Raw genomic sequence first — 16,248 nt, 5'->3', positions numbered from 1 at the left:
GGCTCTGCAAGAGCGCTCCGTCAAAAAACGTCAATTTGCGACGGAAGATTGCCTGGGTAGCGGCGATGACGAAAGAAAATTACGTTGCGCCGTCTTATTTTTTTTATTGATTGCGTAGTTCAATTTCCGTGATGTGTCGCAGGCGACAACCTTGATCCTGCGAAGCTTTGGCGTAATGTCCGCTGCGGACTTGCCACCCCCTTCCTTTCTCACGGTTTCCCACATGTTCTTTGCTTCCGATAACTGGGCCGGCGCCCACAAATCCATTGCCGAACGTCTGCTGACGGAATCGACCGGCTTTGCCGCCGCCTATGGCGCCGGTGATCTCGACAGAAAGGTCGAAGCCCGTTTTTCCGAGATCTTCGAGCGTGAGGTTTCGATCTTCTTCGTCGCCACCGGCACGGCCGCCAACTCGCTGTCGCTGGCAAGCGTCCAGCGCCCCGGCGGCATCACCTTCTGCCATTCCGAGGCCCATGTGATCGAGGATGAATGCGGTGCGCCGGAATTTTTCTCCGGCGCCGCCCGCCTCGTTGCCGTTGACGGCGAAGCCGGCAAGATCGACCCGGCGAAGCTTTCTGCAAAGATCGCAAGCTTTCCCGACGACGCCGTCCATCACGGCCGCGCCAGCGCGGTGACCATCACCCAGGCGACCGAGATCGGCACCGTCTATTCCCTGCCGGAGATCGGTGAGATCGCCGCCATATCAAGGAAGCGCAATCTACCGCTCCACATGGATGGCGCCCGCTTCGCCAACGCCCTGGTCGCACTCGGCGCCACCCCGGCCGAAATGACCTGGAAGCGCGGCGTCGACATGCTGTCCTTCGGCGGCACCAAGAACGGCTGCTGGTGTGCCGAAGCGATCATCTTCTTCAATCCGGATCAAGCCCGGGAAATGCCGTTCATCCGCAAGCGCGCCGCCCAGCTCTTCTCCAAGTCGCGTTTCATCGCCGCCCAGTTCGATGCCTATTTCGAAGACGGTCTCTGGCTCGATCTCGCCCGTCATTCGAACGGCATGGCCGACCGGCTGCGCGCCGGTATCGGCACGAGCAACTCGGCTCGCCTCGCCTGGCCGACCGCATCCAACGAAGTCTTTGCTGTGGTCAGCAAAAGTGCCGCAAAAATTGCGGAGGAAAAGCGGGCCAAATTTTACGAGTGGCCGGTCCCGGCGGCAACGCCCGAACTCGTTTCCGAAAGCGAAACCCTGATCCGTCTCGTCACCAGCTTCGCGACCACCGAAGCGGATGTCGATGGCTTCTTGAAGTGCCTGGCCGCCTGATCGCCTGCTCGAAAGGCCTGCCGGCTTGGCAGGCCGTTCGGTGACGGGCAAGGATTCACGCCGACCTCAGTCCCCTCACCTTTTGCAGAATATCCTCCGACAGTGCTGAAACCAGTGCCTGGTCGGCTCCCTTACGCGGCACCAGCACGAATTCCACGTCCTCCAGCACCGGAAGTCTTCCCGCAGCGATCTCCTTCAGGCCTGATGGTGCCATGCTGCGCGGCTGCACCAGCACGCCCATCCCGGCTCGCGCCGCTGCCGTCAACCCGCTCAGGCTGCCGCAGGTGCAGACGATCCGCCACGGCACCCTGTTTCGCCCGAGCGCTTCGAGCGCGATCACCCGTGTGACGCTCGGCGGCGGAAAGGCGATCAGCGGCAGAGGCCCTGAGGCGAGCACGCGCTCGGGATCGCGCGCCAGCCAGACGAGCGGCTCGCGATAGACGAGTTTTCCGCGCGCATCGCCGAGCCGACGCTTGGCGAGCACCAGATCGATCTCGCCATTGTCCTGCATCTCGTAAAGCACACCGGAAAGCGCAACCGTCAGTTCCAGGTCGACCGATGGATGCGAACGCACGAAATCCTCCAGCACCGCCGGCAGCTGGCTGGTGACGAAATCCTCCGATACGCCGAGCCGCAGACTGCCGCGCAGGCTGTTGCTCTTAAACAGCGACTGCACCTGCCCCTCGATCGAAAGCATGGCGCGCGCATGCGACAGCAGTGCCTCGCCATCGCCGGTCAACATCACCTTATGGGTGTCGCGCGCCAGCAGCCTGCGCCCGAGCGCCGTCTCCAGCCGCTGGATGTGCTGGCTGACCGTCGACTGCCCGAGGCCGAGCCTTTCTGCGGCGAGCGTGAAACTGCCCATCTGCTCGACGGCGACGAAACTGCGCAATTGCGAAAGGTCCAGCATGATCCATATTCTCGATAACTGTTATTCCTTGCATCCTGGATCATAATGGACGACAGAACAATGACTGTTTTATCACGCCGCGAGATCGCCATGCGCCGCTTTCTGCCCGATACATTCACCATCCTGCTCGTCTGCACCGTCATCCTCGCGTCGCTGCTGCCGGCAAGCGGCACATTCGCGGATTATTTCGGTATCGCCACTGACCTTGCCATCGCGCTGCTGTTCTTCCTGCATGGCGCGCGCCTGTCGCGCGACGTCGTCATATCAGGCCTGCTGCACTGGCGCCTGCATCTCGTCATCCTGCTGACCACCTTCGGCATTTTCCCGCTGCTCGGCATGGCGCTCGGGCTGATCCCCGACACGATCCTGCCGCAGCCGCTTTATCTCGGCATCCTCTTCCTCTGCGTGCTGCCGTCGACGGTGCAGTCGTCGATTGCCTTCACCTCGATGGCGGGCGGCAACGTACCGGCCGCCATCTGCTCGGCCTCGGCATCCAACATTTTCGGCATGTTCCTGACACCGCTGCTCGTCGGCCTGCTGTTTTCCGTCGGCGGCCATGGCGGCTTCTCCTTCGATGCATTAGAGCAGATCCTGCTGCAGCTGCTTGCCCCCTTCATTGTCGGCCAGATCCTGCAGCCCTGGATCGGCGACTGGATCCGCGCCAAGAAGAAGATCCTGATGCCTGTCGACCGCGGCTCGATCCTGATGGTCGTCTATCTCGCCTTCAGCACGGCGGTCGTCGAGGGCCTGTGGCACACCTTTTCGATCGCCGATATCGCCGTCGTCATCGTCGCCGACATGGTTTTGCTGGCGATTGTCCTGGTGCTGACGATGTTCGGCAGCCGCTGGCTGGGCTTCAACAAGGCCGACGAGATCACCATCACCTTCTGCGGCTCGAAGAAGAGCCTCGCGAGCGGCGTACCGATGGCGAACGTCATCTTCGCCGGCCAGTCGATCGGCGCGATCGTGCTGCCGCTGATGCTGTTCCACCAGATCCAGCTGATGGTCTGCGCCGTCATCGCCCAGAAATACGCCGCCGCCGCGGCCCGCCGTGCAACGGACAAGGAAATCGACGAAGCCGCCAGCCCGGCATGAAGCATGTCGCGCAAAACTGTGCAGCGGTTTTGCGACAACGACATGCGTAAAAATAAGGAGCGAAAGCGCGATGAGCGAATCTGAAAGATCGCGACGCGCTTCAAGCCGCAATAGAAAAACGGCGCCCAGAAGAGCGCCGTTCATTTTATCCGATAAGGATCTGATTAGCCGTTGATGATCTGCGCTTCGATGGCCTTCGGAGCCTCGACCGGTTCTGCAGCAATCGTAATCTTGCGGGGCTTCATGGCCTCGGGAATATTGCGCAGAAGGTCGATGTGCAGCAGGCCGTTCTTCAGCGAAGCGGCGGTCACCTCGACATGGTCGGCAAGCTGGAAGCGGCGCTCGAAGGCGCGCTTGGCAATGCCGCGGTAGAGGAATTCGCCGCTTTCGGCAGGTTCCTCGTTCTTTTCACCCTTCACGGACAGGACATGGGCATGGGCTTCGATCGAAAGTTCGGTCTCGTCGAAACCGGCAACCGCCATGGTGATGCGGTAGGTGTTTTCACCGGTGCGCTCGATATTATAGGGCGGATAGGTCTGCGCCTGCTCCGGCTGGGCAAGGCTGTCGAGCATGGTGAAGAGCCGGTCGAAACCGACGGTCGAACGATAAAGGGGAGAGAAGTCTACGTGACGCATGATGTCCTCCTGTGGAAGCGACGTGTTGCGATGAAATGCCCCTGAGACCCCATCTTTGGCGGCCTTGGGACGGTTGCGCAGGCCCTGTTCGGCACCCGCAGAAAGGAGATGGTGATGGGATTCGAGGAGTTCAAGACCTTTCCGGAATCACCTTGATCGGCCCGTGAACCCCGCATGAACGACCGGTTCGGAGCGCGTTCAGGCGCATTCGCCTAGGAATTTCGGCGTCGGGTGAATCTGGTCCCGATGGCTGAAGTGCATCGTCCCTTCTTCTTCAGCCTCAACTTCGGCCGGCCGCGAGCACCCTCATGCTCCTGCCGGCCCTTTTCCTGCAGCCAGCCTTGCGGGCGCCACCGCTTTCCAATCCGGATGCCGTGCGCTATCCCTGAAGGCGAAGCAGTCAGCAGCGGCGCATTGGCAAAGTCATGGATCAGGTTCTCTATTCGACGCCCGACAATCCCGCCCCGGAAAACCGCACGGAGGGGTTCTTCGAAACCCATGACGGCCACCAGCTGCGTTACGCCGTCTTCCGCTCGAGCGCTCTGGTCGCCAAGGGCACGGTCGTCATCCTGCATGGCCGCAACGAATATATCGAGAAATATTTCGAGACGATCCGCGACCTGACGGCCAAGGGCCTCTGGGTCGCGACCTTCGATATGCGCGGCCAGGGCGGTTCGCAGCGGCTGCTGAAGAGCCGCAACCACGGCCACATCCGCCGCTTCGTCGATTACGAGCGTGATCTCGACACCTTCCTCGAAAAGGTGGTGCTGCCGGATACCCGCCTGCCCTTCTATCTGCTCGCGCATTCGACAGGCGGCCTGATTGCGCTGTCGGCCGCGCCCTATCTCACCACCCGTATCGATCGCATGGTGCTGTCGGCGCCCTTCATCGGCCTGACCGGCCAATCGGCCTCGCCTCGCGTCATCCGCGCTCTTGCCGGCACGCTGACCGCTGTTGGCCTCGGCTTTCTGCCGCTGACCTCGAAACTGAAGGAGCCGAACTTCAGCGACAATCCGCTGACCTCGGACGAACACCGGTTCGAGCGCAATGTCGCGATGATGAAGGCTCATCCGGAACTGACGCTCGGGCCGCCGACGGCCCGCTGGCTGATCGAGGCCTTTCGCACGATGGACCGGGTTACCTCGCCCTACCATCTCTTTTCGATCACCATCCCGACCATCGTCATCGCCCCGACGCGCGACGGTGTCGTGCCCTACACGGCGCAGGAGCGGCTCTCACGTTATTTCCGCGCCGGCCAGCTGGTGCCGATCAACGGCGCCCGCCACGAGATCTTCCAGGAGCGCGATATCTACCGCGCTGCCGCCCTTGCGGCCTTCCACGCCTTCATTCCCGGCAGCGATGCCGAAGAAAACCAGGACGTCGCCGCTCTCGGCACATGACCGGCCAGCGCTGCCGATCGGGATCACCGCTGCAGAACGGCGATCGCCTGTTCGTAGACCGCCCGGCTGCCGGCGGCGATGATCGAGCCGCCGTTCTCAGGCCGTCCGCCGTCCCAGGTGGTGATGATGCCGCCCGCTCCCTCGATGACGGGAATGATGCCGCCGACGTCATAGGGTTTCAGACTGTTTTCGATGACGAGATCGATATGGCCGGCGGCAAGCAGCGCATAGGCATAGCAGTCGCAGCCGTAGCGGAAGAGCCGTACCTGGCTCTCGATCTCGCGGTATTTCTCCATCTCCTCGCCGGCAAAGAGATGCGGCGAGGTGGTGAACAGGATGGCGTTCGAAAGCGCATCACACTGGCGCGTCGCCAGCCGCCGCTCGCCCTCCGGCCCGGTATAGATCGAGCCGTTCTGGTCGGCGAAATAGCGCTCGCCGGTAAAGGGTTGCTCGATCATGCCCATGATCGCCCTGCCATCCCTCTGCAGGCCGATCAGCGTTCCCCACACCGGCACACCGGAGATGAAGGCGCGCGTGCCGTCGATCGGATCGATCACCCAGACATACTCGCGGTCGAGCCCGACATTGCCATGTTCCTCGCCGAGAATGCCGTGGCCGGGGAAACTCTCCTCGATCAGCGCCCGGATGGCGAGTTCGGCCGCCCGGTCACCTTCCGTCACCGGATCGAAACCGGAGGAAAGCTTGTTCGTGACATCGAGGCCGGAGCGGAAGCGCGGCAGCGTCTCGGCTCGGGCGGCTTCCGCCAGGCGGTTGAAAAACGAACGGTCAGGAAACATGATGGATCCGTTTGGCTGGCGGGAATGGCGCTTTTCATAGCGAAAAGCAACGGGAATGCAAACGCAGCAGGCAATTTGGCTCAAACTGCCCAAAGATATCGCAGCGCAATATATTGCTTGACATTTGTGCAATGCAATAGTAGCGTCTCCATACAGTCTTCTGACTGTAAATACCCTCCTTGGGTGTTTCCTCCCTAGACTTAGCCGCGCTCACAAGCGCGGTTTTTTTTGGCCGGGAAGACGAAGGCCAGACGTCAGCGACATCGAAAAAGAGAGCTATTCGGCGGCCAGCGCCCGCTCGCCGGCAAATTTCTCAACATATTCCGCCATCTGCTGCATGAAGTCCGTGACCGCATCAGCCACCGCAGCGAAATCCTCGCGTTTCTCCAGAGTCAGCTCATCGACGTAGATCGCCCGGTTCACCTCGATCTGCAACGCGTGCAGTCCGCGCGAAGGCCGGCCGTAATGTTCGGTGATGAAGCCGCCGGCATAGGGCTTGTTGCGGATCGCAGCAAAACCCATTTCCTCGAGGATGGCGATGGCCGCGCGCGAAAGTTCAGCCGAAGCGCTGGTGCCGTAGCGATCACCAATGATGAAATCAGGTCGCGCAGTGCTGCCGGCAACGCGCACATTGCCGGGCATCGAGTGGCAGTCGATCAGCACGCCGAAGCCGAACTGCACATGCGTTCGCGCGATCAGCCGGCGCAGCGCCGCATGATAGGGCTTGTAAACCGCCTCAACGCGGTCGAGCCCCTCCTGCACCGGCAGGCGCCGCGCATAGATCTCCATATTCTCGGCGACGATGCGCGGAATGGTGCCGAGCCCGCCGGCGACCCTGAGCGAATTGACATTGGCATAGGGCGGCAGCAACCCGTCGAACATCCGCGGATCGAGCTCGTAAGGCTCGCGATTGACGTCGAGATAGGCGCGCGGGAAGTTGGCTGCCAGAAGCGGCGCACCGAGTGCGACGGCCGAGCCGAAGAGCTCGTCGACATAGTGATCCTCGGAACGGCGGATGGCGATGCCCTCAAGCCTGGACTGAGCGATAAATTCCGGTGGATAAATGCGGCCGCTATGGGGGGAGTTGTAGACGAAAGGAATGGTCTGCGACACGGGCTCATGGACCTCAAAAAGCTCGTATTCGCGTATTTCCGGCACTTTCGGCCCTCTTTACCATGTCATGAACTGACTGCTTGGCCCATGTTGCCAGTTGCCCGGCCGCAAGTCCATACTATGTAGGAGGGATGGCGGTCACGCACAGACAATTCACCGGTTGTTTACCGGGTAAAGACTAGTGTAAACGGCTGGCAGCCCACCAAAAACCTATGGATCGCGGTCTGGATTGATGACTCAGAAGATACTTCTCGCCGAAGACGACAACGACATGCGCCGCTTCCTGGTGAAAGCGCTCGAAAAGGCCGGCTACAAGGTCCTTTCCTATGACAATGGCGCCAGCGCCTATGACCGGCTGCGCGAGGAGCCGTTTTCCCTGCTGCTGACCGATATCGTCATGCCCGAGATGGACGGCATCGAGCTGGCGCGACGCGCCACCGAGCTCGACCCCGACCTGAAGGTGATGTTCATCACCGGTTTTGCCGCCGTGGCGCTGAACCCCGATTCGAAGGCGCCGAAGGATGCCAAGGTCCTTTCGAAGCCTTTTCACCTGCGCGATCTCGTCGATGAGGTCAACAAGATGCTTGCCGCGTAAGGCTTGCAGGACGGCGCGTCACAAAACTGAAAAAAGCCTATTGACGGCTCCGAAGGTTTTGTGATCTATGCGCCGCCATCGGATGGGCGTGTAGCTCAGCGGGAGAGCACTACGTTGACATCGTAGGGGTCACAGGTTCAATCCCTGTCACGCCCACCATCCGATCTCCCTGACATTGTTGACAAATCCCCGCTTTGGGGATTTTCTGCTTCCTGAGCCTGGCACGCGCTCCAGATCCAGCGCTTTGCGGAGCGAGGGCTTGCGCGTGATTGGTCCGCGACCATGATCCGGGCCGGATTCAATGGCTGTGGGATAGCCCCACACTGGGGAAATAGGGGGACATATGACGCAAAGGACGCGGACACGGAAAGCGATATCCATAATCCTCGGTCTCGCCCTGGTTGCAGCTGGCCTCCTCGGTTTCGGTTATATGCAGTTTCATGTCGTCGAACCCCTTAGCATCAAGTTTTGGCTGATTCCGATCACGATCTTCGCGGCTGGGGTAGCGGTGCTATGGGACGATTTCAAAAATCCCGAGTGAGACGACGGCTCTGCCCGTTCGATGCCCAGGCGGCCGCCTGCAGCTGGTGAAAAAGGGCAAATTGAGCAATTCCAGAAAAAGTGCGTGCCAGATCTTCTCGCTTCCCGTCGAGGCGACGTATTGTCAGCCACCGATCACTGCCCATTAGAACCTGGGGCCAATATCGGCATACCCCCGGCAGACCCTGGCGGTCGCCTGGCCTTCCTCCGACTCGCGCAGATGGCTGTTACGGCGTGTTCACATATGAGGACACGCTCATTCGAGCCTCAATTGCATACCGCTGCTGAACATTCAGCCCCTCGTTGCCCACCTGTCCGGAAGCGCGGTTTTGTGACGGACAGATGACGGGATTATGACAAAATGCGTGTGATTTCAGCAACATAGCCACGACATCCTTCTGTCATGATTGATATCGTTATTGCGGCGCAACATCCCTTATGTAACTTCCGCGGCGAGGCAGGCACCGAGCCAAAAAGGTGCCGCTTCGGTCACACGGGGTGAAGACACGTAGGGACTGCCGAGCGCAGACGGTCTTCATCCTCTTGCATCTGAACTGGAGGTTATTCCATGAACATCAAGAGCCTTCTTCTCGGCTCCGCTGCTGCACTTGCAGCAGTATCCGGCGCTCAGGCAGCTGACGCTATCGTTGCTGCCGAACCGGAACCGGTTGAATACGTTCGCGTCTGCGACGCTTACGGCACCGGCTACTTCTACATCCCGGGCACCGAAACCTGCCTCAAGATCAACGGTTACGTTCGTTTCCAGGTTGACGTGGCTCCGCACGCCAGCTCGATCGGCGCCGCCGGCGGTGGTTCTGTCGCCAACGACTCGGACTGGGATGCCCGTACGCGCGGTCAGGTTCAGTTTACGGCCAAGAGCGACACCGAATATGGTCCGCTGACCGGCGTCATCGTCATGCAGTTCAATGCTGACAACGCTTCTGCCCAGAAGGCCCAGCTGGACTCTGCTTACATCGACATCGCAGGTTTCCGCGCTGGTCTCTTTTACTCCTGGTGGGACGATGGTCTCTCCGGCGAAACGGACGATATCGGTTCTCCGGTAACGCTGCATAACTCTATCCGCTATCAGTACGAAACCGACGCCTTCTACGCTGGCATCAGCGTTGACGAGCTGGAAGACAGCCCGTTCTATGATGGCGAAACCGCTAACAACTTCGGCGTTGCAGTTGGTCTCGGCGGCAAGGCTGGAGCATTCAGCTACCAGATCACTGCTGGTTACGACACCGACAACGAAGAAGGTGCCGTCCGCGCCATGGGTACGGTTGCTGTTGGTCCGGGCACGCTCGGCCTCGCAGTCGTCTACGCGACCAACCCGAACGCCTATTACAACAAGGCTGAGTGGGCCATCGCTGCTGAATACGCCATCAAGGCGACCGACAAGCTGAAGATCACCCCGGCTGTTCAGTACTACGACAACTACGGCATCACTGCTGGCGAGTTCAACGACGACGTTAACGCCTGGAAGGCCGGTGTAACGATCGACTACCAGATCGTTGAAAACCTCTCGGCAAAAGTTTCGGTTCAGTACCTCGATCCGGACAATGCTGAAGACGTAACCTCGGGCTATTTCCGCCTGCAGCGCGCGTTCTGATAAAAGGCTGCCGGCTAGAACAGGATGTCGTCCGAAAACCGCCTACACTTTTCGGCATCACGCTCTGGACCGGCAGCTATAAATTCCTGATCTGACTGACCTCCGATCGGGAAAGAATGGGCCTGGACTTCCCTGCCTGGGCCCATTCCCCTTGGCCAGAAGTGCGTCCAAGATGGCAGGCGCGCGATGAGCGCCTAGCTACTGTCGCGTCACATCGGTTCGTTGCCGATGTCCGGCAGCCTATGTCATTGCTGGACCCTGTAACCAGCAGGCTCAACCAACTTTTGACTCACCTGCCGCCGATCGCCGAGCCCGCCCGGCGGCCGACGAAATTTTTGTGCCTCTGGAATAACGGAGCCAAATTCGGACACAGAGCCATGCCATGGCGAACCGAGCATGAGGTGGTGATTCGCCTCGACAGGACATGGGGTTTTGAAATCGAAATGAAGTTATCCGCGCTTGCCGCCGCCGCAATTTTTTCCGCTGCCTTCGCCTTGCCGGCCTCTGCCGCGCCAGCCGCACCCGCCGAGACCTTTCCCGGCGCGCCTGGCGTCATCACGCTTTCCGGCAAATGCGCCAAGCTTGTTGTCGCCAAGTTCGACGCCACCAAGGGCTGCAAGAACGAGCTTGCCAGCGTCACCCTGGTCAATGGCCTGGTGACCTTCATCTTCACTTCGGATGGCAAGGCGCTCGGCTTCCAGGGCGACGGCGGCGGCATCAAGCCCGCCTCCAACGGCAATGCCCGCCTGCCGCTCAGCCTCGTCACCACGGGTGTCGGCAACAAGATGACCGGGGAGGTCAAGGTTGCCGGCTTCTGCACCTTCGGCAATCCCTATGCCGGTAAGCCGATTGCGATCGAATGCACCGCAGAAAGCAAGGATTCCTCCTTCACCGGCAGCTTCCGCACCGGCGGCAAGCTGGTGAAAAAAGGCAAATAGCCAGAGCAACTCCAGCAAAACTGCGCAGCGGTTTTGCGTCGGGAATCGCCTGAAAACAAAGCGAGAGCGTTTCCGTGCATTCGAGAATGGAAATGCTCTACAGCGCCGCGCGTCTTTTCAGACGCGCAAAGGACGCTGTAGCATTTTGAATTGCCGTCAGGCGCACCAGGCGCTACCGGCAGCCCCCGGCTTGCGTGCCAGTCCCTCATTGATCAGTTGCGCGCCGAAAGAGCGCCCGTCGCGCGAGACGACGCGCGGCGCGCCTGAGGACTCGGTCTTGCCCGCGGCATTCATCGTGAAGGGTCCAGCGTTCAGAAGTGCCAGCAGCCGTGACTTGGCGGCAAAGGCCACCCTGCGTTCGCCGTCACAGCGGGCCTGGTCGACGACAGGGCTTGCCATGTCGGCGATCACGATCTTCTCGCCCTTGTACCAGAAGACACCGCCGTCGCCGACGCAATTGATGTGGGCGCCCTGCCCGCAATAACCGAAGGCGACTGTCCCGGTTTCCGAAACGGCAGGAGAGGCCGGGGACGGCACTGCTTTTATCGGCTGGATCATCGGCGTCGGGATCGCGGCCGGCGGCAGCGGCTGCGACTGTGGCACCGGCGATACGGCTTTCGGCATGGGTGCGGCAAGCGCCACCTGCTTCGGAGGCACGTCCTTCCTGACGAGGGGTTTCGGCTCCGCCGTTTCCCGCGTGATCGGCGCCGATTGCCTTGCAAGCATCGGCTGGATGCTCTTCCAATGGTCGTGAGCGACGATGCCGCCGATCGCGGCAATGCCGATCACCGCCCAGGGCAGCAATCCGCCACCGCTGCTGCGCGCTTTGCTCTTTCCTCTGGCCGGCGCCTTGCGGCGGCCGCGTGTCGCTGTCTTGGCCATCTGTCCGATTCCCGTGAGGCCGGGATTATCGCTGCCCAATCCTTTCCGAAAGGTTGGCGCGGCGACAGGATGATGCCTGGTTCGGCGATCTTTTCCTCCAATGACAGGAAAGCGCCGGGGCGCACCGGCGGGGCCTGTGCGGCGCCTGAAACACACGACGAGGAAAAAGCTGAACAAATTCCGGGCTTACACGTTAGCCAGCGAAAAATTCCATCTATTCTAGGGGAAAAATCCATGGATCTCATCATCGCCGACATGATACCGGCGTCGCGCATCCACTATCCGGTCATCTTCGCCCGTCTGCTCGGCGCCATCGTCTTCGGCGCACTGATCGGCTTCGAGCGCGAAGCACGCGACCGCCCGGCAGGCTTCCGCACCCATATTCTGATCAGTCTTGCCGCGGCCCTCTTTGCCATCATCTCGATCGAGGCCGTGCACATGCCGGGTTTCGCCGATGACGAGCAGGTGCGTATCGATCCGCTGCGTGTCATCGAAGCCGTAACCGCCGGCGTCGCTTTCCTTGCCGCCGGCATGATCGTCTTTGCCAGAGGTCGGGTGCACGGGCTGACGACGGGCGCCGGCATGTGGCTCTCCGGCGCGATCGGCCTCGCCATGGGCTTCGGCTATTGGCCGATCGCCTTCTTCACGACGCTCGCCGCCATCTGTGTGCTCTTCGCTTTCGGTAAGCTCGAGCAACGATTCGGCTTTAACTCCGGACAGCGTATCGATCGGGATGACCATCAATAGAAAACAAAACGCCCGGCATCATGCCGGGCGTTCGTATCAGCGTGACTGTCTGCTGGTCATTCGGAGCGTGCGGCCGAAGGATCGTTTTTCCCAACCGATGCCGTACCGCCGATGGACGAAAGCGGCTTCTGGCGTTCGCCGATGCCGATATTGATGCGCTCGTCCGCCGCCTCGCGTACGGCCTGCCATTCACTTTCGTGCCGGATGAAGATCTCGCGGGGCACAAAGTTGATCGTCATATGTTTCTCACCCTGTTTCAAATCTACCGTCAGCGCCAAAGAGGCCTCCGGAATATCCGTTATTTCTTGGTGTCAGCATTGCCTTTAATGTCGGGACCACCCTTGGAAAGGTCTGCGCCGGTAACATGGGCGGGCACGTGAATGTCGTGATAGACGCCGGGCGTCAGGGTCAGATCGACATGATGCGGCGGCAGCACCTGCGCCTTCTGCATGCGGTTTGGCTTCGCCCGCTTCATGCGGTCGGACGCCTCCGTGCGCTTGTCGGGAACATGGGTCGAAGTGTGCATCATCGGCCTCCTTTTTTAAGCTCAACAGTGCCTAACGGACGGGCATCAAGATGGTTCCAAAAAAAATTACCCAATCTCGATATGCCTGTCGGCCTTGACTGGCCCGGGAAGCTCATTACCTAGAGCCTATCCTGCAGCCTTCCAGACATCGGCTGACGGGGGAACTTTGGTGCCGGGCCCCTCTGGCGAGAGTTTTTACGGCGCTCTCGTGATGTCGGTACCGCCTGCAGCTTAGCCGGCGGATTTTTCATCGATGAACAAGCTCACCATGCCTGACCCGCATGCCCGTTATGGCATGTCGCGTTTTTCCAATATATCACCCCTCTTCAATGCGATTTGCGGCTGCGAGGTGCGGCCATGAACCAGTCCGTGACCCATAAATCTTCGCTCAGCTATTTCCGCTGGGCTTTCATCGTTACTGCCCTCGGCCTCGTTCTCGGCGCCGTGCTCGGCTGGCAGACGACTGGCACCATCGGCGGCATGGCAACCGTCTTCTTCATCTGCACGGTGCTTGCAGTGCTGGAGATCTCGCTTTCCTTCGACAATGCCATCGTCAACGCCAACAAGCTGAAGGAGATGACGCCGGTCTGGCAGAAGCGCTTCCTCACCTGGGGCATCATCATCGCCGTCTTCGGCATGCGCATCGTCTTCCCGCTGGCGATCGTCGCGATCGCGGCACAGATCGGCCCCTGGGATGCTCTGGTGCTTGCCGCCCGCGAGCCGGCCGAATATGCCCGCATCATGAACGACGCGCATCTGCCGATCGCAGCCTTCGGCGGCACCTTCCTGATGATGGTCGGGCTCAACTACTTCTTCAATCACGAGAAGCAGGTGCACTGGATTGGCGGTCTTGAAAAGATGATGGCGCGTTCCGCCACCATCAAGGGTATCGAGATCGCCTTCGTGTTGGCGCTGATGCTGGTTTTCTCCTGGCTGATCGGCGGCGAGGAAGCCACCGTCTTCGTCCATTGCGCCATCTACGGCCTGCTTACCTTCCTCGCGGTCGAGGTGGTCGGCGGGCTGCTCGATGCCTCGCAGCAGACGATGAGTGCTGCCGCCAAGGGCGGCCTCGGCGCCTTCATCTATCTGGAGGTGCTGGACGCCAGCTTCTCCTTCGATGGCGTCATCGGCGCCTTCGCGCTGACGCAGAACCTCTTCGTCATCGCCATCGGCCTTGGCATCGGCGCCATGTACGTGCGCTCGATGACGATCATGCTGGTGGAGAAGGGAACGCTTGCCGAATACCGCTATCTCGAACATGGCGCCTTCTACGCCATCCTGATCCTCTCGGTGATCATGTATGCGCAGACGATGGTGCACATCCCCGAAGTCATCACCGGCCTCGGCGGCGCGGCGCTGATCGGCCTGTCCCTCTGGTCATCCATCCGCCACAACAGGCGCGAAAAGGTCGAGGGTCACGTCGCCCGGCAGGAGGAACTTCACGCCTGACAATGCAAGCCGCTGGGCGGCACCCATAGGGATAAAAATAAAGCCCGCGACCATCCGGTTGCGGGCTAATTCATGCATGCATGGCTTGCAGGTGTTAGCGGGAGACCTGACCGAAGGAGGCTGGGTCGATACCGAGCTCCCTGAGGTCGCCGGCACGCGGGCGACGGCCTGCTTCAACGGCGGCGCTGACCGCGTTTGCAGCACCAAGGACGGCGAATGCGCGGCCAAAGAAGCCCGTACGGATTGAATTGCGGAGTGCGGACATTGTCCTTTTCCTTTTGCTCTATGATTGACCACTCATAGATGGCATCGCGCACAGACCTCCACAATGCTCAGAAAATCACCTCAGCCATGCAAAAAACAGCAGGCCGGCACATGTCTCCATGGCCGGCCTCGAGGGAGGGGGTGGGTCGTCTTTTTCTTCTTAGAGCGCCGTGCGTCCTTTCGGACGCACAAAGGACGATCTAACATTTTGAAATCTGCGCATCGTGCTTTCCGAAAATCGATTCCGATTTCGGGCCGATGCGCTAGTCTTCGTTTGCCGCCAGTTGCGACAGTACCTGGCCTCTGCCACGCAGCCGCAGAATCAGCGGGATGAGGAAGGCGGCGGCTGCAACGATGAGCAGACCCGCCGCGATCGGCGACATCACCAGCGTCGTGACATCGCCCTGGCTGATCGCCAGCGCCCGGCGCAGCTGCTGTTCGGCAAGCGGCCCGAGGATCAGGCCGACGACGGTAGGCGCGATCGGATAGCCGAAGAGCCGCATCACATAGCCGAGCAGGCCAAAAGTGAGCAGCATGCCGAGCTCGAACACGGATGGATTGGCGCCGATTGTCCCAAGCGTCGCAAACAGCAGGATGCCGGCATAGAGCCACGGCTTTGGAATGGTCAGCAACCGCACCCAGAGCCCGATCATCGGCAGGTTCAGCACCAAAAGCATCGCATTGGCGATGAGCAGGCTGGCGATCAGTCCCCAGACGAGCTGCGGATTGGTGGCAAACAGCAGCGGCCCCGGCTGCAAGCCGTATTGCTGGAAGCCGGCGAGCATGATCGCCGCCGTCGCCGTCGTCGGCAGGCCGAGTGTCAGAAGCGGCACCAGCGTGCCGGCGGCCGAGGCGTTGTTCGCCGCCTCGGGACCGGCCACGCCTTCGATTGCGCCATGGCCGAACTCTTCCGGGTTTTTCGCCAGCCGCTTTTCGGTCGCATAGGAGAGGAACGTGCCGATTTCGGCGCCGCCAGCCGGCATCGCGCCGATCGGGAAACCGATCAACGTGCCGCGCAGCCAAGGCTTCCACGAGCGCGACCAGTCCTCTGCGGTCATCCAGAGCGAACCCTTGACCGCCTCGACCTTCTCCGCGATCCGGTTGCCCTGCGCGGCGATATAGAGCGTTTCGCCGATCGCAAACATCGCCACGGCAAGCGTCGTCACCTCGACACCGTCGAGCAGGTCCGGGATGCCGAAGGAAAGTCGCGCCTGCCCGGTCTGCTGGTCGATGCCGACCATGGCGAGCGCAAAGCCGATGAACAGCGAGGTCAGGCCCCGCAAGGCGGAGTCGCCGAAGGCCGAGGAGACGGTGACGAAGGCAAGCACCATCAGTGCGAAATATTCGCGCGGCCCGAAGACCAGCGCCAGCTTGACGATATAGGGAGCGATGAAGGCAAGCCCGAGCGTCGCAATCAGGCCGGCGACGAAGGAGCCGATCGCCGCCGTCGCCAGCGCCGGTCCGCCGCG

Annotated in this window: 18 protein-coding genes and 1 tRNA gene; 10 read left to right on the top strand and 9 right to left on the bottom strand. The window is 60.9% G+C overall.

The genetic code is table 11. The features are described 5' to 3' along the window. Positions 1–223 precede the first annotated feature (223 nt). Entirely contained in the window at positions 224–1,276 is a 1,053-nt protein-coding gene (locus tag MOV76_RS24675) for a low specificity L-threonine aldolase (protein ID WP_047622431.1), read from the top strand. A 55-nt stretch (positions 1,277–1,331) separates the two neighbouring features. On the opposite strand, the gene MOV76_RS24670 is transcribed toward MOV76_RS24675, so the two are convergent. Next, positions 1,332–2,186, bottom strand: a complete 855-nt coding sequence (locus MOV76_RS24670; protein ID WP_028733984.1) for a LysR substrate-binding domain-containing protein — start codon at positions 2,184–2,186, stop codon at positions 1,332–1,334. Positions 2,187–2,231: 45 nt separating this feature from the next. Here MOV76_RS24670 and MOV76_RS24665 point away from each other — a divergent pair, with 45 nt between their 5' ends. Then, entirely contained in the window at positions 2,232–3,281 is a 1,050-nt protein-coding gene (locus MOV76_RS24665; protein ID WP_018243540.1) for a bile acid:sodium symporter family protein, read from the top strand. 164 nt (positions 3,282–3,445) lie between these two features. Here the strand turns inward: MOV76_RS24665 and MOV76_RS24660 are convergent, their stop codons facing one another. Further along, entirely contained in the window at positions 3,446–3,916 is a 471-nt protein-coding gene (locus MOV76_RS24660) for an Hsp20 family protein (protein WP_018072811.1), read from the bottom strand. A 425-nt stretch (positions 3,917–4,341) separates the two neighbouring features. Here MOV76_RS24660 and MOV76_RS24655 point away from each other — a divergent pair, with 425 nt between their 5' ends. Continuing rightward, positions 4,342–5,316, top strand: coding sequence for an alpha/beta fold hydrolase (locus MOV76_RS24655; protein WP_247265486.1), 975 nt, complete (start codon positions 4,342–4,344; stop codon positions 5,314–5,316). 23 nt (positions 5,317–5,339) lie between these two features. Here the strand turns inward: MOV76_RS24655 and hisN are convergent, their stop codons facing one another. Together hisN and MOV76_RS24645 are read right to left on the bottom strand one after the other, a co-directional pair. Further along, positions 5,340–6,113 carry a histidinol-phosphatase gene (gene hisN / locus MOV76_RS24650; protein WP_028733982.1) on the bottom strand — a complete coding sequence of 258 codons (774 nt, stop codon included), beginning with the start codon at positions 6,111–6,113 and terminating at the stop codon, positions 5,340–5,342. Between the two features lie 276 nt (positions 6,114–6,389). Continuing rightward, positions 6,390–7,271 (bottom strand): N-formylglutamate amidohydrolase, encoded by an 882-nt coding sequence (locus MOV76_RS24645; protein WP_011653502.1) that lies wholly within the window; start codon positions 7,269–7,271, stop codon positions 6,390–6,392. A 187-nt stretch (positions 7,272–7,458) separates the two neighbouring features. Between MOV76_RS24645 and cpdR1 the strand changes: the two genes are divergently transcribed. From cpdR1 to MOV76_RS24625, 5 genes are all read left to right on the top strand, one after another. After that, complete coding sequence (gene cpdR1, locus MOV76_RS24640) at positions 7,459–7,821, top strand: response regulator CpdR1 (RefSeq protein ID WP_003542883.1); 363 nt, start codon at positions 7,459–7,461, stop codon at positions 7,819–7,821. 84 nt (positions 7,822–7,905) lie between these two features. Continuing rightward, a tRNA-Val gene (locus MOV76_RS24635) sits at positions 7,906–7,980 on the top strand. Positions 7,981–8,164: 184 nt separating this feature from the next. Beyond that, a complete protein-coding gene (locus MOV76_RS40130) occupies positions 8,165–8,362 on the top strand; it encodes a hypothetical protein (RefSeq protein ID WP_130717842.1) in 198 nt (65 codons plus the stop codon). 567 nt (positions 8,363–8,929) lie between these two features. Continuing rightward, on the top strand, positions 8,930–9,973 hold the full coding sequence (locus MOV76_RS24630) for a porin (RefSeq protein WP_130717844.1): 1,044 nt from the start codon (positions 8,930–8,932) through the stop codon (positions 9,971–9,973). Between the two features lie 443 nt (positions 9,974–10,416). After that, on the top strand, positions 10,417–10,911 hold the full coding sequence (locus MOV76_RS24625) for a hypothetical protein (protein WP_026230610.1): 495 nt from the start codon (positions 10,417–10,419) through the stop codon (positions 10,909–10,911). Between the two features lie 156 nt (positions 10,912–11,067). Here MOV76_RS24625 and MOV76_RS24620 read toward each other — a convergent pair whose 3' ends face one another. Beyond that, positions 11,068–11,793 carry a hypothetical protein gene (locus MOV76_RS24620; protein WP_047622438.1) on the bottom strand — a complete coding sequence of 242 codons (726 nt, stop codon included), beginning with the start codon at positions 11,791–11,793 and terminating at the stop codon, positions 11,068–11,070. A gap of 234 nt (positions 11,794–12,027) precedes the next feature. Here MOV76_RS24620 and MOV76_RS24615 point away from each other — a divergent pair, with 234 nt between their 5' ends. Further along, complete coding sequence (locus MOV76_RS24615) at positions 12,028–12,540, top strand: MgtC/SapB family protein (RefSeq protein ID WP_018243549.1); 513 nt, start codon at positions 12,028–12,030, stop codon at positions 12,538–12,540. A 56-nt stretch (positions 12,541–12,596) separates the two neighbouring features. Here the strand turns inward: MOV76_RS24615 and MOV76_RS24610 are convergent, their stop codons facing one another. Continuing rightward, positions 12,597–12,779, bottom strand: a complete 183-nt coding sequence (locus tag MOV76_RS24610; protein ID WP_018243550.1) for a hypothetical protein — start codon at positions 12,777–12,779, stop codon at positions 12,597–12,599. Positions 12,780–12,838: 59 nt separating this feature from the next. Beyond that, positions 12,839–13,069, bottom strand: coding sequence for a hypothetical protein (locus MOV76_RS24605; RefSeq protein ID WP_018243551.1), 231 nt, complete (start codon positions 13,067–13,069; stop codon positions 12,839–12,841). Positions 13,070–13,423: 354 nt separating this feature from the next. On the opposite strand from MOV76_RS24605, the gene MOV76_RS24600 reads away from it, so the two are divergent. After that, positions 13,424–14,515, top strand: coding sequence for a DUF475 domain-containing protein (locus MOV76_RS24600; RefSeq protein WP_018243552.1), 1,092 nt, complete (start codon positions 13,424–13,426; stop codon positions 14,513–14,515). A 94-nt stretch (positions 14,516–14,609) separates the two neighbouring features. Here MOV76_RS24600 and MOV76_RS24595 read toward each other — a convergent pair whose 3' ends face one another. Together MOV76_RS24595 and MOV76_RS24590 are read right to left on the bottom strand one after the other, a co-directional pair. Next, complete coding sequence (locus tag MOV76_RS24595) at positions 14,610–14,780, bottom strand: hypothetical protein (RefSeq protein WP_018243553.1); 171 nt, start codon at positions 14,778–14,780, stop codon at positions 14,610–14,612. Between the two features lie 262 nt (positions 14,781–15,042). Continuing rightward, a partial coding sequence (locus MOV76_RS24590) for a tripartite tricarboxylate transporter permease (RefSeq protein WP_247265485.1) occupies positions 15,043–16,248 on the bottom strand: 1,206 nt, incomplete at its 5' end.

Source organism: Rhizobium sp. PRIMUS64, from assembly GCF_023006465.1.
Classification (GTDB): domain Bacteria; phylum Pseudomonadota; class Alphaproteobacteria; order Rhizobiales; family Rhizobiaceae; genus Rhizobium; species Rhizobium leguminosarum.
The sequence above is the reverse complement of the archived record's forward strand: the minus strand, read 5'-3'. Positions and strand labels throughout refer to the sequence as shown.

Coding starts and splice junctions, on each gene's coding strand:
- MOV76_RS24675 (WP_047622431.1), top strand. CDS start 224: ATGTTCTTTGCTTCCGATAACTGGGCCGGCGCCCACAAATCCATTGCC.
- MOV76_RS24670 (WP_028733984.1), bottom strand. CDS start 2,186: ATGCTGGACCTTTCGCAATTGCGCAGTTTCGTCGCCGTCGAGCAGATG.
- MOV76_RS24665 (WP_018243540.1), top strand. CDS start 2,232: ATGGACGACAGAACAATGACTGTTTTATCACGCCGCGAGATCGCCATG.
- MOV76_RS24660 (WP_018072811.1), bottom strand. CDS start 3,916: ATGCGTCACGTAGACTTCTCTCCCCTTTATCGTTCGACCGTCGGTTTC.
- MOV76_RS24655 (WP_247265486.1), top strand. CDS start 4,342: ATGGATCAGGTTCTCTATTCGACGCCCGACAATCCCGCCCCGGAAAAC.
- hisN (WP_028733982.1), bottom strand. CDS start 6,113: ATGTTTCCTGACCGTTCGTTTTTCAACCGCCTGGCGGAAGCCGCCCGA.
- cpdR1 (WP_003542883.1), top strand. CDS start 7,459: ATGACTCAGAAGATACTTCTCGCCGAAGACGACAACGACATGCGCCGC.
- MOV76_RS40130 (WP_130717842.1), top strand. CDS start 8,165: ATGACGCAAAGGACGCGGACACGGAAAGCGATATCCATAATCCTCGGT.
- MOV76_RS24630 (WP_130717844.1), top strand. CDS start 8,930: ATGAACATCAAGAGCCTTCTTCTCGGCTCCGCTGCTGCACTTGCAGCA.
- MOV76_RS24625 (WP_026230610.1), top strand. CDS start 10,417: ATGAAGTTATCCGCGCTTGCCGCCGCCGCAATTTTTTCCGCTGCCTTC.
- MOV76_RS24620 (WP_047622438.1), bottom strand. CDS start 11,793: ATGGCCAAGACAGCGACACGCGGCCGCCGCAAGGCGCCGGCCAGAGGA.
- MOV76_RS24615 (WP_018243549.1), top strand. CDS start 12,028: ATGGATCTCATCATCGCCGACATGATACCGGCGTCGCGCATCCACTAT.
- MOV76_RS24610 (WP_018243550.1), bottom strand. CDS start 12,779: ATGACGATCAACTTTGTGCCCCGCGAGATCTTCATCCGGCACGAAAGT.
- MOV76_RS24605 (WP_018243551.1), bottom strand. CDS start 13,069: ATGATGCACACTTCGACCCATGTTCCCGACAAGCGCACGGAGGCGTCC.
- MOV76_RS24600 (WP_018243552.1), top strand. CDS start 13,424: ATGAACCAGTCCGTGACCCATAAATCTTCGCTCAGCTATTTCCGCTGG.
- MOV76_RS24595 (WP_018243553.1), bottom strand. CDS start 14,780: ATGTCCGCACTCCGCAATTCAATCCGTACGGGCTTCTTTGGCCGCGCA.